The sequence below is a fragment of the Sunxiuqinia elliptica genome, assembly GCF_900113005.1.
GTDB lineage: Bacteria > Bacteroidota > Bacteroidia > Bacteroidales > Prolixibacteraceae > Sunxiuqinia > Sunxiuqinia elliptica.
In genome coordinates this window covers 107,656-125,054 of sequence record NZ_FONW01000010.1, presented here as the reverse complement: position 1 = coordinate 125,054, position 17,399 = coordinate 107,656, and the positions used below count along the sequence as shown (strand labels likewise).

General features: G+C 41.4%; 14 protein-coding genes, 1 tRNA gene and 1 pseudogene. 11 read left to right on the top strand and 5 right to left on the bottom strand.

From position 1 onward, the window contains the following. The first annotated feature begins 96 nt into the window (after nt 1-96). Together BM156_RS16235 and BM156_RS16230 are read left to right on the top strand one after the other, a co-directional pair. The gene (locus tag BM156_RS16235; RefSeq protein WP_093920951.1) at nt 97-603 is read left to right on the top strand and encodes an FKBP-type peptidyl-prolyl cis-trans isomerase; all 507 of its coding nucleotides are present in this window, start codon (nt 97-99) and stop codon (nt 601-603) included. Nucleotides 604-636: 33 nt separating this feature from the next. Continuing rightward, nucleotides 637-1,704 (top strand): NUDIX domain-containing protein, encoded by a 1,068-nt coding sequence (locus BM156_RS16230; RefSeq protein WP_093920950.1) that lies wholly within the window; start codon nt 637-639, stop codon nt 1,702-1,704. A gap of 54 nt (nt 1,705-1,758) precedes the next feature. Here BM156_RS16230 and BM156_RS16225 read toward each other — a convergent pair whose 3' ends face one another. Continuing rightward, the gene (locus BM156_RS16225; RefSeq protein WP_093920949.1) at nt 1,759-2,460 is read right to left on the bottom strand and encodes an SAM-dependent methyltransferase; all 702 of its coding nucleotides are present in this window, start codon (nt 2,458-2,460) and stop codon (nt 1,759-1,761) included. 79 nt (nt 2,461-2,539) lie between these two features. Between BM156_RS16225 and BM156_RS16220 the strand changes: the two genes are divergently transcribed. Beyond that, a complete protein-coding gene (locus tag BM156_RS16220; protein WP_093920948.1) occupies nt 2,540-3,328 on the top strand; it encodes an MBL fold metallo-hydrolase in 789 nt (262 codons plus the stop codon). Nucleotides 3,329-3,392: 64 nt separating this feature from the next. Here the strand turns inward: BM156_RS16220 and BM156_RS16215 are convergent, their stop codons facing one another. After that, nucleotides 3,393-4,562 (bottom strand): MFS transporter, encoded by a 1,170-nt coding sequence (locus tag BM156_RS16215; protein WP_093920947.1) that lies wholly within the window; start codon nt 4,560-4,562, stop codon nt 3,393-3,395. A gap of 201 nt (nt 4,563-4,763) precedes the next feature. On the opposite strand from BM156_RS16215, the gene asnA reads away from it, so the two are divergent. Both asnA and BM156_RS16205 read left to right on the top strand, forming a co-directional pair. Then, nucleotides 4,764-5,798, top strand: a complete 1,035-nt coding sequence (gene asnA / locus BM156_RS16210; protein ID WP_093920946.1) for an aspartate--ammonia ligase — start codon at nt 4,764-4,766, stop codon at nt 5,796-5,798. 90 nt (nt 5,799-5,888) lie between these two features. After that, nucleotides 5,889-5,965, top strand: a tRNA-Arg gene (locus tag BM156_RS16205). A gap of 785 nt (nt 5,966-6,750) precedes the next feature. Here the strand turns inward: BM156_RS16205 and BM156_RS16200 are convergent. Beyond that, nucleotides 6,751-7,527: a recombinase family protein gene (locus BM156_RS16200; protein WP_093920945.1), complete on the bottom strand. Its 777-nt coding sequence runs from the start codon at nt 7,525-7,527 to the stop codon at nt 6,751-6,753. A 61-nt stretch (nt 7,528-7,588) separates the two neighbouring features. Further along, the gene (locus BM156_RS16195) at nt 7,589-7,774 is read right to left on the bottom strand and encodes a hypothetical protein (protein ID WP_093920944.1); all 186 of its coding nucleotides are present in this window, start codon (nt 7,772-7,774) and stop codon (nt 7,589-7,591) included. A gap of 270 nt (nt 7,775-8,044) precedes the next feature. On the opposite strand from BM156_RS16195, the gene BM156_RS16190 reads away from it, so the two are divergent. From BM156_RS16190 to BM156_RS16180, 4 genes and pseudogenes are all read left to right on the top strand, one after another. Then, the gene (locus tag BM156_RS16190; protein ID WP_093920943.1) at nt 8,045-8,299 is read left to right on the top strand and encodes a hypothetical protein; all 255 of its coding nucleotides are present in this window, start codon (nt 8,045-8,047) and stop codon (nt 8,297-8,299) included. Next, nucleotides 8,284-8,538, top strand: a pseudogene (locus BM156_RS20945) (RteC domain-containing protein); the annotation flags it as partial. The gene BM156_RS16190 and the pseudogene BM156_RS20945, both read left to right, overlap by 16 nt. A gap of 30 nt (nt 8,539-8,568) precedes the next feature. Continuing rightward, the gene (locus BM156_RS20830) at nt 8,569-9,081 is read left to right on the top strand and encodes a hypothetical protein (protein ID WP_244525754.1); all 513 of its coding nucleotides are present in this window, start codon (nt 8,569-8,571) and stop codon (nt 9,079-9,081) included. 135 nt (nt 9,082-9,216) lie between these two features. Next, entirely contained in the window at nt 9,217-10,269 is a 1,053-nt protein-coding gene (locus tag BM156_RS16180) for an alpha-L-fucosidase (protein ID WP_093920941.1), read from the top strand. A gap of 85 nt (nt 10,270-10,354) precedes the next feature. Here the strand turns inward: BM156_RS16180 and BM156_RS16175 are convergent, their stop codons facing one another. Further along, nucleotides 10,355-11,242: an AraC family transcriptional regulator gene (locus BM156_RS16175; protein WP_093920940.1), complete on the bottom strand. Its 888-nt coding sequence runs from the start codon at nt 11,240-11,242 to the stop codon at nt 10,355-10,357. A gap of 252 nt (nt 11,243-11,494) precedes the next feature. On the opposite strand from BM156_RS16175, the gene BM156_RS16170 reads away from it, so the two are divergent. Both BM156_RS16170 and BM156_RS16165 read left to right on the top strand, forming a co-directional pair. Next, nucleotides 11,495-14,422, top strand: coding sequence for a glycoside hydrolase family 2 protein (locus tag BM156_RS16170; RefSeq protein ID WP_093920939.1), 2,928 nt, complete (start codon nt 11,495-11,497; stop codon nt 14,420-14,422). A 66-nt stretch (nt 14,423-14,488) separates the two neighbouring features. Beyond that, nucleotides 14,489-17,398: a glycoside hydrolase family 2 protein gene (locus BM156_RS16165; RefSeq protein WP_093920938.1), complete on the top strand. Its 2,910-nt coding sequence runs from the start codon at nt 14,489-14,491 to the stop codon at nt 17,396-17,398. The last annotated feature ends 1 nt before the right edge of the window (nt 17,399 follow it).

The window sequence follows — 17,399 nt, the reverse complement described above, 5'->3', positions numbered from 1 at the left end:
GAAATAAAGAGGAGTGCTATTGAAAATGGAATTTCAAGGTACTTTAGAATCATATAATTTTCAAGAATATTCGGGATTACGATAAAAAATACAAAAATGAAGAAGACTTTTTTCCTGATCGTTTCAGTTGTTGCAATTATTGCCATATCAGTTTCATGTAAAGATAATGGCTTAGATTTAGAAAAACTGCGAGCTGAAGAGATACAAAAATTAGAGGAATTTATTGAGAAAAATGATATTCAAGAGGAGCCAACAGCTTCCGGCCTATATTACATTGAGCGTGAAAAAGGAACCGGAGACACGATCAAAAATGGCGACCGGGTAAAAATATTTTACACCGGAATGCTAATTGACAGCACAGTATTCGACATGTCAGGCACCTATGAACCTTTTGATTTTATTGTAGGAGGCAGTGGAGTGATTGCAGGTATGAGTGAGGGTGTAACTCACATGAGACAGGGAGGCAAAGGAACGTTGATTATTCCTTCTGAATTGGCCTATGGAGCAAGTTCCAGTCAAGGGTTACCTCGGTTTTCAACACTAATCTTTGATATTGAAATAAAAAACCACTATAAGCTTAGTACTGAAGACACTGAAGAATAATACAAAACCCGCAATTGCGGGTTTCTTTTTTATATGCAACCACAACGAATAGAACTTTTAAAGAAACTGCTCCCCGGCTTTATTCCGCTGTTTGTTTTCATTACGATCGATGAAATCTGGGGAACAAAGGCTGGCTTAATCGCCGCATTGGCTATTGGAGTGTTGGAACTGGCTTGGATCGGTTATCGCGAAAAGCGCTTTGATCGTTTTGTGCTGTTCGACACTTTGTTGTTGTTGGCTTTAGGGGGTGTGTCCTTGTTATTGCATAATGATATCTTTTTTAAACTCAAACCGGCTCTGGTTGAGTTGATCTTATGCGCTGTTCTTGCATTGTCAGCTTTTTCTAAGGTCAATGTGGTTGCTTTAATGAGCCGTCGGTACATGAAAGATATCGAGCTGTCAGAACAGCAAATGACTCAAATGCGGAAGAGTCTAAAATTGATGTTTTTTGTTTTTTCGGCTCATACTGCGCTGGTGTTCTATGCCGCCTTCTGGTTGTCAAACGAAGCTTGGGCTTTTATTAGTGGGGGCTTGTTTTACATCCTGTTTGGAGTGATTTTTATTTTCGAACTCTGGAAGCAAAAGCGAACACAGAAAAGTTTGGCAGAGGAAGAACAGTTACCGATTGTCAATGAAAGTGGGGAAGTGATTGGAAAAGCTCCTCGTTCGGTTTGTCATGGTGGCGGAAAGTTGTTGCACCCGGTAGTTCATCTGCATGTTTTCAATAAGAAGGGAGCAATTTATCTACAAAAACGACCTTTAAACAAGCTTGTTCAACCGGGAAAGTGGGATACTGCTGTTGGTGGTCACATTGCTTTTGGTGAGGATTTACAAACTGCTTTACAGCGCGAAGCGTGGGAAGAAATCGGATTAAAAAACTTCTCCGCGCGACTTTTAAAGCAGTACGTTTGGGAGAGCGATGTGGAAAGGGAGTTGGTTTATGTTTTTACAACCCATGATTTTCAAAGCATCCACTTGCATTCCGATGAGGTGGAAGAGGGCAAATTTTGGACCCCCAAGCAGATTGCTCAAAATCTAGGGAAAGGCCTATTTACCCCCAATTTTGAACACGAGTTTAGCACCTTCTTTAACTCAAAATAGGAGGCCTTAGCACTTTCTCTTACGTATAAACAGATCAGCAGAATACCAGTTCGTCTATTTCCCCAGAATGAAAATCGCCGGCCTCTTTTGGATTGCGGGTTTCGACTTTCTCCACTCCGAGATACTTTTTGTTTTTATAAACTCGGTTTCTAAAGTCAGATCGCAGGCAATGCAAAGTTTGGTGTGAGGTTGACAATTGTTGAGTAAATCATCCAATAACTGCAAATTACGATATGGGGCTTCAATGAATAGCTGGCTTTGATTTTCGCTATAAATCCGGTTTTCGAGCAGCTTAATTTGCTTGCCTTTTTCGCCCTTCTTTATTGGTAGGTAGCCATTGAAAGCAAAGTTTTGACCATTCATTCCAGAAGCCATCATAGCCAGTAAAATGGAAGAGGGACCAACCATTGGTACAACTTGAATGCCTTTTTGGTGGGCTATTCGCACAACTTCAGCACCAGGGTCAGCCACTCCCGGACATCCTGCCTCAGACATGATGCCAACGGCTTGGTCTGCTTTTATTGGCTGAAGATAGGAACTGATACGGTTTTGATCGGTGTGCTTATTTAATTCATAAAAATGAAGCGAATCAATATCAATATTTTTATCCACCTTCTTTAAGAAACGACGTGCTGTACGCACATTCTCAACGATGAAATGAGATATGGATAAGATAATATTCCTATGATTATCTGGAATCACTGTTTGAAGGTCACTTTCTCCTAGCGTGACAGGTATGAGGTATAATTGAGCCATGAGTCAAAATTTTTTCAAAATTAATTAATTTACACGGTCGGCATAAGAAAATCTATTTTTTGTAGTTTTGCCTGAATACATGGAAAAGACTGAAAAAATAGCTGTTGAACTTTTAGGGACCGGTACTTCGCAAGGGGTTCCGGTTGTTGCTTGTGATTGTGAGGTTTGTCAATCGACTGACCCTAAAGACCAACGTTTACGGTCGGCTTTGTTTGTTGAGCTTAATGGCTTAAAGCTGGTTATTGACGCAGGTCCTGATTTTCGCCAGCAGATGCTACGAATTGGATTGCGAAAGCTGGATGCTATTTTGTTAACCCACGAGCATACCGACCATCTGTTTGGCTTGGATGATATTCGAGCTTTTAATTGGGTGCAGAAACACCCGACTGACATTTACGCCGAAAAAAGAGTGCAAACTGCTATAAAAAGAGTGTTTGACTACGTATTTGAGAAAAATAAGTATCCGGGAATTCCTCAAATGAACTTACACTTGGTTGAAAATAAGCCTTTCAATATTGGTCCGGTTGAGATATTACCCGTTCGTGGCTTTCATCATAAGTTGCCTGTATTTGGTTATCGAATTGGAAAAATGGCCTACCTCACTGACATTAATCATTTGCCAGAGGAAGAGATTGCAAAACTTCAGAACTTGGATGTTTTGATTGTGAATGCGCTGCGCATTGAAAAGCATATTTCGCATTTCAATTTGGAAGAAGCATTGGCTCTAATTGAGCAGGTAAAACCGCGCAAGGCTTACTTAACCCATATTTCTCATCTAATGGGCTTGCACAGCAAGATTGAAAAGCTTTTACCCGAAAATGTATTCTTGGCTTATGATGGTTTAAAACTCTCGATTGAAAACGATTGAGGGTTGTAGATTTGGAGTTCAATCGTTGAAATTTCAACTTATCGATTATCGCACCTTCAAATTGTCAACGTTTTTCTCGCAGCAACGGAATAGCACTGATTAAGGCAACAATGGCATAGCTAATGCCTGTAACCAACAGCGCCGAGGATAAACTGAAATGGTCGGTAAGGTAACCCAATAGGGGGCCGATAATTGCGAAATTGATTCGAATAACAAAATTGCGCACCGACAGAATTGTTGCTCTAACTTCTGATTGGGTGTAGCGGTTGATGTAGTCTTTCAGAATTGGATGGGCAATTCCCCGAATCAAATAAAACCAAAAAAGAATGGCAATACCAGCCAGACTGATTTTCCAGGCAGCAAGTAAATAGCCTATGCTCAAACCCAAAATAATGGTGAGTAGTGCATAGCGTTGTCCCAAGCGATTTTCTACTTTATAAGAAAACATCGATGAAACACCTACCGATAGGTTGAGTAGGGTCCACATCACTCCAAAAAGGGTAAGAGGTAAACCGGCTTCCTGAAAAAAGGGCTGAACAAACCAAGCAAAAGTAAGCGAGGCTGTTCCTGTAAAAGCTGAAACCAATAAGGCAGATCGTAAGTATTGATGAGTGAAAGTTTGTTTAACTGTTTGGAGAATACTCTTGAAATTTGGAGCTTTTTCATGCAGGTGTATTTTGGGCTCGCGCAATAAAATGGCAGCAGGTATAGCAATTGCTGCAACTCCAAACTGAAAATAAAAGGGAAGTCGTAGGCTGACAGTTGCTAGTAGCCCACCACATACGCCGGCAATGGCTTCTGCAAAATTCCCGGCCGAAGTAATCCATCCCTCTTGCTTGATGTAAGTTCGTTCTTGTTTCGATGCTTTTAAAGTGTCATAAAGCATGGCTGAGTCGGCCCCGGAAACGAAGCTGTGACCAAGCCCAAGAACAATTTCAGCAACTGCAAAGGCCCAAAATCCATGCGAAAAACTATACATCGCAAAGCCTCCAGCTCCGAGGATAGCTCCTGCAAGTAGCGTTTTTTTGCGTCCCCACACGTCAGCAAAATAGCCCGAAGGAAGTTCCATCGCTACGATGGCAATGGAGTAAATCGACTTAAGCCAAAAAATTTCCTGCATGTTTAGCCCGTTGTCTTGATAAAACAGGACGACAATGGGCATGATCAGGTTAAACCATTTGGCGAACTTAATCAGGTAAAGATTGATGATATTAGAGCGGTGTCCATAAAACATGACGATGCAAAAATAGAAACTTTAATCAATACTTTTAGAGAAAGTAAGCTGAATGAATGTTAGTAATTTTGATCAAAAATAGGTCGATTTCTTTTTAATATGATATTTGTTGGCGCTTTTGGGGAGATTTTTGCTACTTTTGACGCTTGAGAAATTAATACATGTATAACTGCTGCTACCAGGCAGTTTTATTTTTATGATATGAAACTATATTTTCCAGAAAACTACAAGTCGCACCTGGACTTAAAACAAACAGAGAAGGCCATCAAATTGGTCAAAGACTTTTTTCAGCAGGATTTATCGTCGGAGTTGAAATTAAGTCGCGTGACAGCTCCTTTATTCGTGATGAAAGGCACCGGAATCAATGATGATTTAAATGGAATTGAACGTCCGGTTACCTTCCCGGTAAAGGAGTTGAATGACCATGTAGCGGAAGTTGTACATTCGTTGGCCAAATGGAAGCGAATGAGTTTGGCTGATCTGGACTTTGCTTCGGGCTACGGTTTGTATACGGACATGAATGCGATTCGCCCTGATGAAGAATTGACAAACATCCATTCATTATATGTTGACCAATGGGACTGGGAACGGGTAATTATCCCAGAAGAACGTAACCTGGATTTTCTGAAAAAGATTGTTCGGAAAATTTATTCGGTACTATTGCGCACTGAGTTTTTCGTTTATGAGCATTACCCTCAAATCACGCCTATTTTGCCAGAAGAAATTACCTTCATTCATGCTGAAGAGTTAGAGGCAAAATATCCAAGCTTAAGTCCTAAAGAGCGTGAAAATGCCATTGCTAAAGAGTTTGGTGCTGTTTTTATCATTGGTATCGGAGCCGAACTTCCTAGTGGCGAAAAGCATGATGGACGAGCTCCTGATTATGATGATTGGACAACTGAAACGGTTAACGGCTTCAAAGGGCTGAATGGTGATATCTTAATCTGGAATCCGGTTTTGCAAAGTTCTTTTGAGATTTCATCGATGGGAATTCGCGTTGACAAAGAAGCCTTGCTACATCAATTGAAGATCACTGGAACGGAGGATCGCAAAGAATTGTTGTGGCATAAGCGTTTGTTGAATGATGAATTTCCTTTGTCGATAGGAGGCGGAATTGGGCAGTCTCGTATTTGCATGTACTTCTTGCGTAAAGCGCACATTGGTGAAATTCAGGCAAGTATTTGGCCTGATGAAATGTATAAGCAATGTCGAGCCAATAACATACACTTGGTATAATAAGTAATTTGAACTATTCGATTGTAAAAAATAGCCTATAGGCGGTTGAAGTTTTTGATATTTTTATATCTTTGCAACCGCTTTAAGGATGCCTCGGTAGCTCAGTTGGATAGAGCAACTGCCTTCTAAGCAGTAGGTCATGGGTTCGAATCCCGTCCGGGGTACCAAGGGGGGGATTTCATCATTTTTGATGGAATCCCTTTTTTTATATCCTTCTGAAAAGCCCGTCAATTCAGGGATTATAGAAAAGAAGATATTCATGCGAGAAGTTCGAACTTTGTCTAGTTCTCGGTTGTAGGTAATTCCTTCCGGAAATAGTAGATTTTGAAACACTCTTTTTTCCTCTAACTCTAACTTTTCCCACAAAGATAGGGGGTTGGTACACATTTTAGCTGTAAAATTTATTGCTTTTTTGAGGTTCGAACTATATTCGCCGGTCTTGCTTAATTCTTGTTCAATTTTAAAACACTCTTTTTCGTATTTCGGTTTGAACTTTTGATAAAGATTATGGTCAATTTTTCCTGTAGCAAAACGTTCCTCAATCGTTTCCAGTTTACCTCTTATTTCGGCAACCTTATTTTTTAGACATTTAGCATCTTCAATCTGCGACTGAAAAAAAGTGGCCATTTGTTCCTCTATTTGCAATTTGACGATTTCAAACTCTTCTTTCTCTATTTTTAACGTTTTCAACATTTCCCTAAACATCTCATGCATTGCTTTGGCGCTTCGGTTTACATTACACCCTTTTGTAGGACATTTATAGTAGTACAAACCTTTTTTTTCTTACTAAATAGCCTGTTAAAAAGGTGCCGCATTTGTCGCATCTTGCAAATACTTTAAGGGGTAAATTGTCATTGTCCTTCTCATGTACAAATCCATGTACCCTTTTTTCTTGCCGAATGTTGTGAACCATTAGAAATAGCTCTTTAGAAACCAAAGGCTCGTGCCTTCCCTAAATTACCTGTCCTGGAAGCATTTTACTAGTTATTAATCCGCAATAAAATGGATTACTGAACAAGTTGTTTAGCCTCTTTTCAGATATATTTACCCCTATTTTATTTAGCCGACGTACAATTTCAATGTTGGATAACTGTTTATATGCCTTCAATTCAAAGGCTTTTTTTAAAAGCTTACCTTCTTTATTGATGACCAGCTTACGTTCAGCCTTTCCTTTATTCAAATCTTTATAACCGCGTGGAACTCCCCACAACCAATAGCCTTTCATCAACAACTCTTTCATTCCCGTAACCACTTTGTCGCGCCTTAATTCATTGTCCATCTGCCCAAAGAGGAATAGTATTTTTTGCTGGAAGGATCCCGCCGGAGTTGTAGGGTCAAGTTCCTGCGTGGTTGCTAGTGTTATAACTCCGTATCTTTTCAGCAGATCATCGGCAATAGAAGCCCCGTTAATACCGGAGCGGGAAAAGCGTTCATAAGAGTAAACAATTACATAGTTGACTTTTTTGGAGCGTTTCACAAAGGTCAGCATGCTGTTAAACTCTTTACGGTCGTCTGTTTTGGCGGATTCGTATGTCCCGCCAAAATATCCAACAATGTTTAAACCTCGGCTTTTTGCGAAGATTTCACAGTGTTTCTTTTGAGACGTTAGGCTGGTGTTATCTTCTTGGTCTGCAGATGATACTCGGGTATATATAACTGCATTATTGCCCTCCTGGAATTGCTTTGGCGCTTGTGGCGCAAATTGTTTAAAGAGGTTTAAATCGTTCATAGAAGTAAGGATTTTGAATAAAATCAACGTTAAGGTAATGCAAATACCGAACCCAATTGGGCTATTTCTTTGAAATATAAGCGCTGAGTATCAGTAAGGCAATGGTTTCTGCACTTTTGATAAGCCGCTTGTAATTTTCGGGAGACAAATCATTGTATTTAGCAGTATGGCGGAGTTCCTCCAAGGGGATTCTATCCCTGACTCTTTGGGTGGCTTCTTCAATATTTCTGCTTTTTGTTTTCTGCATAAGCTATATGATCGGTTTTGTGGCAATTCTGGGCAAATCTATTTCGGAAAATTGAAGATTGATTATTATCAGTTAATGTGTCTAGTCTTGTCTTTATTTGTCTATAGCTACATAGTAGCTTTTACATTTATTGATGCTCCTTTATTTCATCAAAATTCGATGATCTAATACTTTAGCTTGGTTTTTGTGCACACAAAAAGGAATATTTTAATCAATTTGTGAATATATCACCTGAACCAAGTAAAAATAATAACCAAAAAAAGAGGAAAGATGAAAAACAAATCTTTAAAAGCTTTTCTAAATGAGTTTACAGAATTGGCGGATCAGAAAGAGGAGGTTCGTATGCAGGAAATGGAACGGCTGATTGAAAAATGGAAAAAAATGATAAAGAAGATACAGACAAGGGGGGGAAGCCAAGCTGAGGAATATAGGAATTGGCACCATCTTAAGCTATCTATCGAATGGGTTAAAGAAACTCTAGTCATTGAAAGAAAAAGTCTGCACCTGATTTGCTGGCGTTTTTAGACCACTTAGTTCATTATGTAGAAATAGAAATTGAATGTACAAGATTTCGTCGGATAGAGAGTGGTAAACCAGTCAAATTAAATATATACAAAGGAACACTCCTTACCTGGACAGGCAGTAAACGTGCTTTACTGGAATTGATCTATGCTTTGTTTCTCACTATGAGTATTAATAACGGAAAGATTTCGATAAAAGAACTTGTTGGATTTTTCAGTCATACGTTTAATATTAGCCTCCCAGGTTATCACAAGCAAAAAAAGAATGTGTACATGAAAGATATGGACTTTGATTCAAAAGGGAATCCGGTTGTGCTGTATATTCGTAGCAATGGGTATAAGCCCGGACCGGAAAGCACTCCTTATGAATGGTGCGTAACTTTTTGGGATGGAAAAGCCTGGCAAACAACCGTGGTGACTGAGTCGGACCATAATTACGACATGGGGAGTCTTTTCATTGCGGAGGATAATTGGAGCATTGTTGGTCCAACCGAGCAAGGGACACAAGCCTGGGGTGTCGGTGGTGAGTTGGCCATTTGGCAATCAAGTGATCAGGGAGCAACATGGCAGAAGAAGCTGGATGTGACGAAACATAGTAAACGGGCTCATTCCTATGTGCGCAGACCGCTAAACTTTAAAGCTCCTTTTTGTTTTTTCTGGGCAGATGGTCATTCGCATGACTTCAGTAAGTCCGAGCTTTACTTTGGCAATTTTAATGGCACGATATACAAATTGCCTTATACCATGGAAGGCGATTTTGCTAAGCCGGAACGAATTAGTCAGTAATTGCTAGAGGTGTTTGCAGACATTGTGCTAGCGAGTCTCACACTAAGCTGAATGAAGAGCAAGTGTTGGGGATTTATAAATTAAATACTTTCTTTACCTGTCTGACGACAAATACTACTCAAAAAAAATAGACAGATGAAAAAACGACTACTCCTTGTAGCGCTCGTGCTCGGTTCTTTATCGGGTAAACTTTGGGCGCAGGTGAATTACCTGAAAGAATCGGATGCTGATTTTCAAAAACGTATGGAATGGTTTACCAATGCTAAGTATGGCATGTTCATTCATTTTGGCTTGTACAGTCAGCTTGGGGGAATTTATGATGGAAAAACAGTTAAGGGATATGCCGAATGGATTCAATCATCGGCTGATATTTCACGGGAAGAGTATGCCCGGTTAATTGATACCTGGAACCCACAGCATTTTGACGCGGATAAAATAGCACGTTTAGCTAAAAAGGCCGGCATGAAATACTTGGTGATTACCACAAAACACCATGAAGGTTTTTGCTTGTGGAATTCTGAGTATACCGATTTTGATATTGCCAGTTCTCCGATGAAAGGACGTGATCTGATTCAGGAACTATCTGATGCCTGTAAAAAGCAAGGAATCAAATTCGGAACGTACTACAGTATTATTGATTGGCATCACCCTTCACAACATCGCAATGATTCTGGAAAAGATGGATGGAATCGTTGGGGCCAGGTGGCTATGATTCCTGAGAAGAAACAAGAGTACATCGCTTATATGAAAAATCAAATCCGTGAATTGGTTGAAAAGTATGATACTGAGATTTTGTGGTTTGATGGCGATTGGGTGAATTGGTGGGACATGGAGAGTGGCGAGGACTTGTACCAATACATTCGTACGTTAAAACCGTCGATTATCATCAATAATCGAGTGGCCAAACGAGCCCAGTTTAAACGAGACTTTGGAACACCGGAACAGGAACACCCTGGAGATGCATTGGAGCACTACTGGGAGGCATGCTATACCATGAATGATTCATGGGGATTTAAAAAAGAGGATCATAACTGGAAAAGCGCTGATAAAGTTTATACCCAGCTCATGGAAATCAACGAAAGAGGAGGAAATCTCTTGCTAAACATTGGGCCCGATGGGGAAGGTAATGTTCCTGAAGAAAGTGTTCAAATCCTAAAAGAAGTAGGAAAGAAACTAAAGAAGAAATAGTCCTTGAGCTTGTTCAGTAGAAAGGTTCCTGTTGTGGATTAGGATGAATTCTAACGGGACATGAGTCTGTTTAAGGATGGAAAACTTACGCTTGTTTTTCTTCCTCAAACAGACTTTTCTTTTTTTGATAATTGCCGGGAGTTAGCCCGATTATTTTTTTGAATTGCCGGTTAAAATAGGACAGATTATTGTAGCCACATCGGAAACAAATTTCAGAAATCGAAAGATTCCCTTCAATTAAAAGCTTGCAGGCAAAACCTACCCGCACTTCATTGATAAATTCACTGACCGATTTTCGTGTCTTTTGACGAAAGAAACGACACAAGGATGCAGGAGTCATATTGGCAAGCAGAGCGAGCTCTTCCAGTTTAATTTCTTTTTCAAAATTGGTGAGGATATAATCATAGATTTTGTCAATTCGCTTGGAATGGTGTTTTTGATAATGATCGGCAAACGGAATACCTGATAGAATGGTCTGATTTTCCACTTGAGCTAGTTTGTGTAGCATTGTGAGCAAGTGTGTGAGTCGGTCAAAGGGCTGTTGGTCTATCATTTTTCGGAGCTTCCGTTTTACCGGATGTCCCTCGGGTAAATGGTAACTGATTCCGCGAGGAGAAAGCTCCAAAAGCTTTTTTATAGGAGCCATCTCAGGCAATTCCCAAAGACCAGGCCCTAAAAAGTCTTGTCCAAAATGCAGTACAATCGCACTAACTTTTTTTCTTGAGTTGTGGTCGAAGTAGCTGTCATCGCTCTTCCAAACATGGGGTAATCCAACTCCCAAAAGCACCAAATCTCCACTGCCAAAGCGTGATATATCATCACCAATAAAACGGGTCCCTTCACCTTGAATAATATACACGAGTTCCAATTCAGAGTGATAGTGCCAGTGGTCGTAAAAGGCAGTACGGGTATCTTTCCGAATTGAAATGGATTGATGAACCTGTTTGGTCAGTTTAAAATATTGTGCCTGCATAAAATGTCATTTTGTGCGAATACCGAATCACAAATTGAAGCAAATTTACTGGATTTATTGATCTGTTGAAAATATAGTTCAAGTTACAGGTAAAATGATTCAACTACTTTAAAGCTGAACAGTGTAATTTTGAACTGTGCAGGAAAGCACTATTTCTTTTCAACAAAAGGGATAAGCGATTTCCGGTAAGATTCAGATAAAAAGTACAATGAGATGTGATGATTACTACTACAACTAATAATATATAATGAGATGAAGAATCTACACTTTTTAATTTGTTTATTCATGTTCTTGCTAATTGCTCCGTCGGGTTACGGACAATTAGCTGTTGTTCCTCGAAACTCCTCGGTAAGTCCTGTGAAAGTTGACTTGAACGGGCGATGGAATTTCAATGATTCCTTTTCCGGAAACCTTGCTGAGGTGGGCAATCGAGCAAAAAAATGGCCTCAGATTGAAGTCCCTGGAGAATGGGCCATGCAGGGATTTGAGGTAGAACCTGGAAAGGCCGGAGTTTATTCCCGATCTTTTGCTGTTCCAAAGACATGGACAAACTGCAAGATCTTTTTACGTTGCGATGCCGTTTTTAGCAAGGCTGATTTATTTGTTAATGGGCAAAGTGCAGGTTCCCATACCGGCCCGATGGTTGCGTTTGAAAAAGAGGTTAGTTCTTTGCTCAAGCGTGGAAAGGAAAATCGCCTGACAATTGCTGTTACAGCAGAAACAATGGCTGATACCTTGATGTCGGGAACGCAATATGCTGCCCATCAACTGGGAGGAATTCTACGAAAGATTTACTTGTATGCCGTTCCTGAAGTATACCTTGCCGACTTGGTTGTAACCACTCCTTTGGATCAAAATTATGAGCATGCTGATTTAGCAATTAATGCAACATTAAAAAATGCTGTTGCTGCTGAACGTGCGGATGTAAATGTTCGTCTGTTCGCTCCCAATGGGAGGCAAGTGGAACTGGCAAACTCTCGTAAAACCGTCCAACTGAAGGGTGAAAAGGAGTTGCCAATCAGCCTTTCATTTCCGGTAGCTAAGCCTGATAAATGGGATGCTGAACATCCAAATTTATATCGGCTTGAGCTTGATGTTTTAACTGATGCTGGCGTTGAAACGATCGTGAAGAAAATAGGCTTTCGGCAAATTGAGGTCGTTGGCAATCAGCTTTTCGTGAACGGAACTCCGATTAAAATGAAGGGGGTGAACCGCCACGAAGTTCATCCATTGCGAGGCAGGAGTTTAACTCCTGAGCTTTGGAAGCAGGATGCTGAATTGTTTAAGCAGGGAAACGTGAACTACATCAGGACTTCCCATTACCCGCCAGCTGAAGAGTTTATCGCTTTGTGTGATAGTCTTGGCTTGTATGTCGAACTGGAGAATCCAATTTGCTGGGTGGGCCATGGAGCTAATGAGCACTGGAACGACAATGATCCCAAGGATCCGGCCATGTACAACTATTTTGAGCAAATTGCTCGTGCCGATCTGGCTTTCTTCCGGAATCATCCAAGTATCCTGATTTGGTCAATGGTCAATGAATCCATGTGGACAGCGAATTGGTCGCGGTTGGCCGATTTTTATGCGCAGCAAGACCCGACTCGACCTGCTACCTTTCATGATCAGGCTTACGGCGGATTTAACAACTACGGCAGTACGAAAATGCCGGTGGCCAACATGCACTATCCGGGTCCTAATGGGCCTCAGGTGGTGGAGGATTTTAAACGTCCGTTGTTATTTGGCGAGTACGCTCATCTGAATACCTACAACCGCGAAGAGATTGTAACTGACCCTGGCGTGCGTGATGCCTGGGGACGGGGATTCCGAAAAATGTGGGAAGGCATGTATAAAAGCCGGGGATGCCTTGGAGGGGCTATCTGGTCAGGAATTGACGATGTCTTTTATTTGCCCGACGGACGTGCTGTTGGTTATGGCGAGTGGGGGCCAATTGATGGCTGGCGACGCGAAAAACCGGAGTACTATCACATGAAAAAGAGCTATTCTCCGGTAAAAATACATAATCAGCATGTTGAAGTTCCTGAAAAAGGAAAGCCTATTCGTCTTCAAATAGAGAATCGCTTTGATTTTACAAACTTAAGTGAGTGCCGTATCTCCTGGCAAGTTGGAAATAAGTCAGGTACGGTAAACATGGATTTACCTCCACAAAAAACAGGCATCCTGGATATTTGGCCGACAAACACGCAGTTGGATGGAGAAATTTTGACAGTTCGTGTGGTCTCTCCTCAGAATATTGAAGTAGAAGCCTGTGCTATCGAAATAGGCCAGGTAAAACGCGATGATTTTCCCTTCCAAAAAGTGTTGGCTCGCCAGTTAGCAGTGTCACAAGCTGATGATCATTTGCAAATAGCAGGAGACGGATTTGAATGGGAGTTTGGCTTGAAAGAAGGAGTGATTAATGGAGCTCAGATCAATCATGAAAAAGTTCTCAATGGCGGAGCTGAACTGATGATGCTCGAGTTAAGAACAGGCCCTTGCAATACGGAACATAGCCTCGAAATTCCTCTTCATAACTCGCTTTGTACCGGGAAGAAGGTGCAGGATGTTAGCTGGGAGCAAGTAAACGATACGGTAAAAGTTAAAGTTTTGCTTAGTTACACGATGGCCGAGGGGGAGATCAACTACGCGTTCACAGCCGGAGGTGATGTGGTCGTCAATTACCAGATGAAGGCAACGATCAAAATGAATCCACGTCAATGGGGATTGGTTTTCTCAGTTCCCGAAAGCTCCCAAAATTTGCAGTGGTACCGGAAAGGACTTTGGAGTTGGTATCCTGAGAATCATATTGGACGTACGAATGGAGAAGTGGTACCTTTTGGCGACAAAGCTTTTCGAATTGAATCGTTTGGGCAAAAGCCTGTCAATGATTGGCGTTTTGATGCTATTTCGTTGGGAACAAATGATTTTAGAGCAACGCGTGAGAATATTTACTGGGCTGCTTTATCCAATGCCGATGGTTATGGGGTAACGGTTGTTGGCGATGGCCAGCAGGCTTTTAGGGCTTTTGTTGATGCTAACGAAAACATCAGCTTCTTGGTGGCTGGTTATTCAACCGGTGGCGGCGACATGTTCTTTAGCGGGCATTATAATGATGAGCGTAAACCTTTGGAAGAAGGAAGTGTGATCAAATCCTCCGTAAAACTGCAATTGGTGAAGAAGTAGGAAGCGCAGAGACAAGGATAAAAAAGGCACAGGCTCTGTTAAACAGGTATTGAAAACTCTAGAATAATGAAAAAACTAAGTCTATTAATGATAATCCTGGTGTTTGCAGTAAATATCCAGGCTCAATTTACTTTTGATCATCAAAAGTTGGAAACTATCCGTTGGAGCCCCATTCCCGAGAAAGTTAAGGGGATTGATGGGGTACAACTTGACCTGAATGGAACCTGGAACTTTAATCCAAGTCCAGCGGACTCGTTTTGGAAAAATATAGGCAGCACAAACTGGGAAAATATTGAGGTCCCGGGCGAATGGGGGATGCAAGGCTTTGAAGTAGATGCCGGACAGTATGCCGGTTACTATCGGGAGTTTCAGCTTCCTGAATCGTGGAAAAAAGCTCGTATTAAGCTAAAATGTGAAGCTGTTTACAGTGAATGTACCATTTGGATGAATGGAAAAGAAGTTGGTGGACACTTAGGCGGATTTACCCCTTTTGAGTTGGATGTTACCGACGCAGTTAAGAAAGGGAACAATACAATTGCGTTGGCTGTTCGTAGCGAAAGTGTGGCCGATAGTCTGTCCTCTGGTTCTCAATATGCTGTTCATCCTTTGGGAGGCATTTCCCGTCCAATTTATTTGATGGCCCTTCCCGAAGTGAATGTGGCATCCTTGCATGTCCAAACAACATTTGATGAGACATATGAAAATGCTCTTCTTGAAACCCAGGTTTTATTGTCTAATGAAAGCAACAGCAGTAAGAATGCCGTTCTAAAGTTTGAACTTACCGATCTGTCTGGAAAGCAAATTGCTTTTGAGGGCGACAAGCAACTGGCTGTTTTGCTGGAAGCAGGAACAAAAAAGATTGAAACAAGCGTGGATGTTCGGAAACCTGAAAAATGGGATCCGGAACATCCCAACCTTTATGTGCTGCATTGTTCACTGCTTGTGGATGGCGTAGAGCAAACAAAAGTGTCACGACGATTTGGTTTTCGGCAAGTTGAAGTTCGTGATAACCAGGTTTTTGTAAACAATCATCCCATAAAACTTCGAGGGGTTTGTCGCCACGAAGTTGATCCTTTGCGGGGACGTTCGTTAAATGGAAACCAATGGTTTGAGGATGTTAAACTGTTTAGAGAAGGAAATGTCAATTACATCCGAACTTCGCACTATCCTCCAAATCAAAAATTGTTGGATGCATGCGATGAGCTGGGAATGTTTGTTGAGGTGGAAGGCCCATTTTGCTGGGCTGGCAAAAAGCCTGTTAACAATTCAAACTACTTTGAAGCCATCGTGCAGCCCATCCTCGAAATGGTTGAATTGAATAAATCGCATCCATCGGTTTTGCATTGGTCAATTGCGAATGAGTCGTATGATTTTGATGAACTTTTTAAAGAAGCCGCTGACTTAGTAAAGGCTGCTGATCCTTCACGACCTCGTATTTTTAGTCAATACGGACCTGATGGAGATGGCGGATACCTGGAGCTTGCCAATCATCACTATCCAGGGCCTGGAGGTCCTGATAAGTACCGCAACCACAAGCGTCCAATTACTTTTGATGAATACGTACACTTGAATGCCTACAACCGGTTCGAGTTGATGACTGATCCTGGAATTCGTGATTTCTGGGGAGATATTTTGTATCATATGTGGGAGAAAATGTATGCTGCAAAAGGCGTACTGGGCGGCGCTCTATGGGCTGGTATTGATGATACCTTCTTTTTACCGTCGGGACATGCTGTTGGCTATGGAACCTGGGGGCCTGTCGATGGCTGGAGAAGGCCAAAACCAGAATATTGGCATATGAAGAAAATCTATTCACCGGTAAAAATCAAACTTGAAAGTGGACTGAATGATGAGCCTGTAAAGCTTACACTGGAGAATCGCTACTTCTTTTCAAATTTGGATGAATGCCGGATTACTTGGAATAATAATCAAGCCAAAGGACAACTACGAGTTGAGGCCAAGCCCGGAGAATCAGTCGAAGCAATGCTTCCTTTCACTTACAAAGAACTAGGAAAATTGAAGTTGACTGTTTACAAAGACAGCAAAGTGGCTGTTGATGAATATGCTTTTGATTTTTCGATGCCTGAAATGGAGATTATTAAAGCGAATGAGGATCGTTTTCAATGGAGCCGAAAAGGGAAACAAAAAATTGCAGAAAGTAAAAAGCTGAAGGTTGAGTTTGGCCCTGAAGGATTCCGTATTTCAGATTCAAAAGGACACGATGTGTTAAATGATTGGCCAATACTAATGCTGGTTTCTGCCAATAATAAAGGCGATACACAGATGACCAAAGAAACGCCGGACTATACGCTGTATTCTCCCGCTGCATCAAATCGTAGCATTCATTCTGTGGACGTAGAAGAAGGAGAGAAGCAGCTTAAAATTGTTCTGACTGAAGGATACGATGAGGCAACAGGAGCGATGGGAATCACTGTTCAGGCTAATGGCTCCATAGCTGTTTCGTACGATTACAGCATGCTGAAAAATGAGAATTTCCGTCAATGGGGTGTGGCATTTTCATTGCCTGAAACATTCAATACCCTGAGTTGGGAGAAAAAAGGACTGTGGACCGTTTACCCCGAAGATCATATTGGACGGCTGAAAGGTGAAGCGAAACTTTTTTACAACGATGAGCGCTGTGGATTAGCAGGCCCTTCGAAAAAGCCTTTCTGGGCTTATCATCAGGATCAAACGCGCTATGGAAGTAACGATTTCCGCTCAACCAAGCGCAATGTATTTCAAGCTGCCTTAGCTGCTAAAGGTGCAAGTACCATTCAGCTAAAATCGGACGGTAGCCAGCATGTACGTAGTTGGCTTGAGAATGGCAACATTCATTGGCTGGTGGCGGGGTACGATAATCCGGGGTCAGAACGGTTCCTGCGGGGATTTAGTTCTCATGCAGCTTTGTATGACATTCCATTAACCAGAGGACAAAAGCTAAGTGGACAAATAAAACTATTAATTACTAACGAATAAA

Excerpts from the sequence above, each read along its gene's own strand:
- BM156_RS16235 (WP_093920951.1), top strand. The coding sequence starts at position 97 with ATGAAGAAGACTTTTTTCCTGATCGTTTCAGTTGTTGCAATTATTGCC.
- BM156_RS16230 (WP_093920950.1), top strand. The coding sequence starts at position 637 with ATGCAACCACAACGAATAGAACTTTTAAAGAAACTGCTCCCCGGCTTT.
- BM156_RS16225 (WP_093920949.1), bottom strand. The coding sequence starts at position 2,460 with ATGGCTCAATTATACCTCATACCTGTCACGCTAGGAGAAAGTGACCTT.
- BM156_RS16220 (WP_093920948.1), top strand. The coding sequence starts at position 2,540 with ATGGAAAAGACTGAAAAAATAGCTGTTGAACTTTTAGGGACCGGTACT.
- BM156_RS16215 (WP_093920947.1), bottom strand. The coding sequence starts at position 4,562 with ATGTTTTATGGACACCGCTCTAATATCATCAATCTTTACCTGATTAAG.
- asnA (WP_093920946.1), top strand. The coding sequence starts at position 4,764 with ATGAAACTATATTTTCCAGAAAACTACAAGTCGCACCTGGACTTAAAA.
- BM156_RS16200 (WP_093920945.1), bottom strand. The coding sequence starts at position 7,527 with ATGAACGATTTAAACCTCTTTAAACAATTTGCGCCACAAGCGCCAAAG.
- BM156_RS16195 (WP_093920944.1), bottom strand. The coding sequence starts at position 7,774 with ATGCAGAAAACAAAAAGCAGAAATATTGAAGAAGCCACCCAAAGAGTC.
- BM156_RS16190 (WP_093920943.1), top strand. The coding sequence starts at position 8,045 with ATGAAAAACAAATCTTTAAAAGCTTTTCTAAATGAGTTTACAGAATTG.
- BM156_RS20830 (WP_244525754.1), top strand. The coding sequence starts at position 8,569 with ATGAAAGATATGGACTTTGATTCAAAAGGGAATCCGGTTGTGCTGTAT.
- BM156_RS16180 (WP_093920941.1), top strand. The coding sequence starts at position 9,217 with ATGAAAAAACGACTACTCCTTGTAGCGCTCGTGCTCGGTTCTTTATCG.
- BM156_RS16175 (WP_093920940.1), bottom strand. The coding sequence starts at position 11,242 with ATGCAGGCACAATATTTTAAACTGACCAAACAGGTTCATCAATCCATT.
- BM156_RS16170 (WP_093920939.1), top strand. The coding sequence starts at position 11,495 with ATGAAGAATCTACACTTTTTAATTTGTTTATTCATGTTCTTGCTAATT.
- BM156_RS16165 (WP_093920938.1), top strand. The coding sequence starts at position 14,489 with ATGAAAAAACTAAGTCTATTAATGATAATCCTGGTGTTTGCAGTAAAT.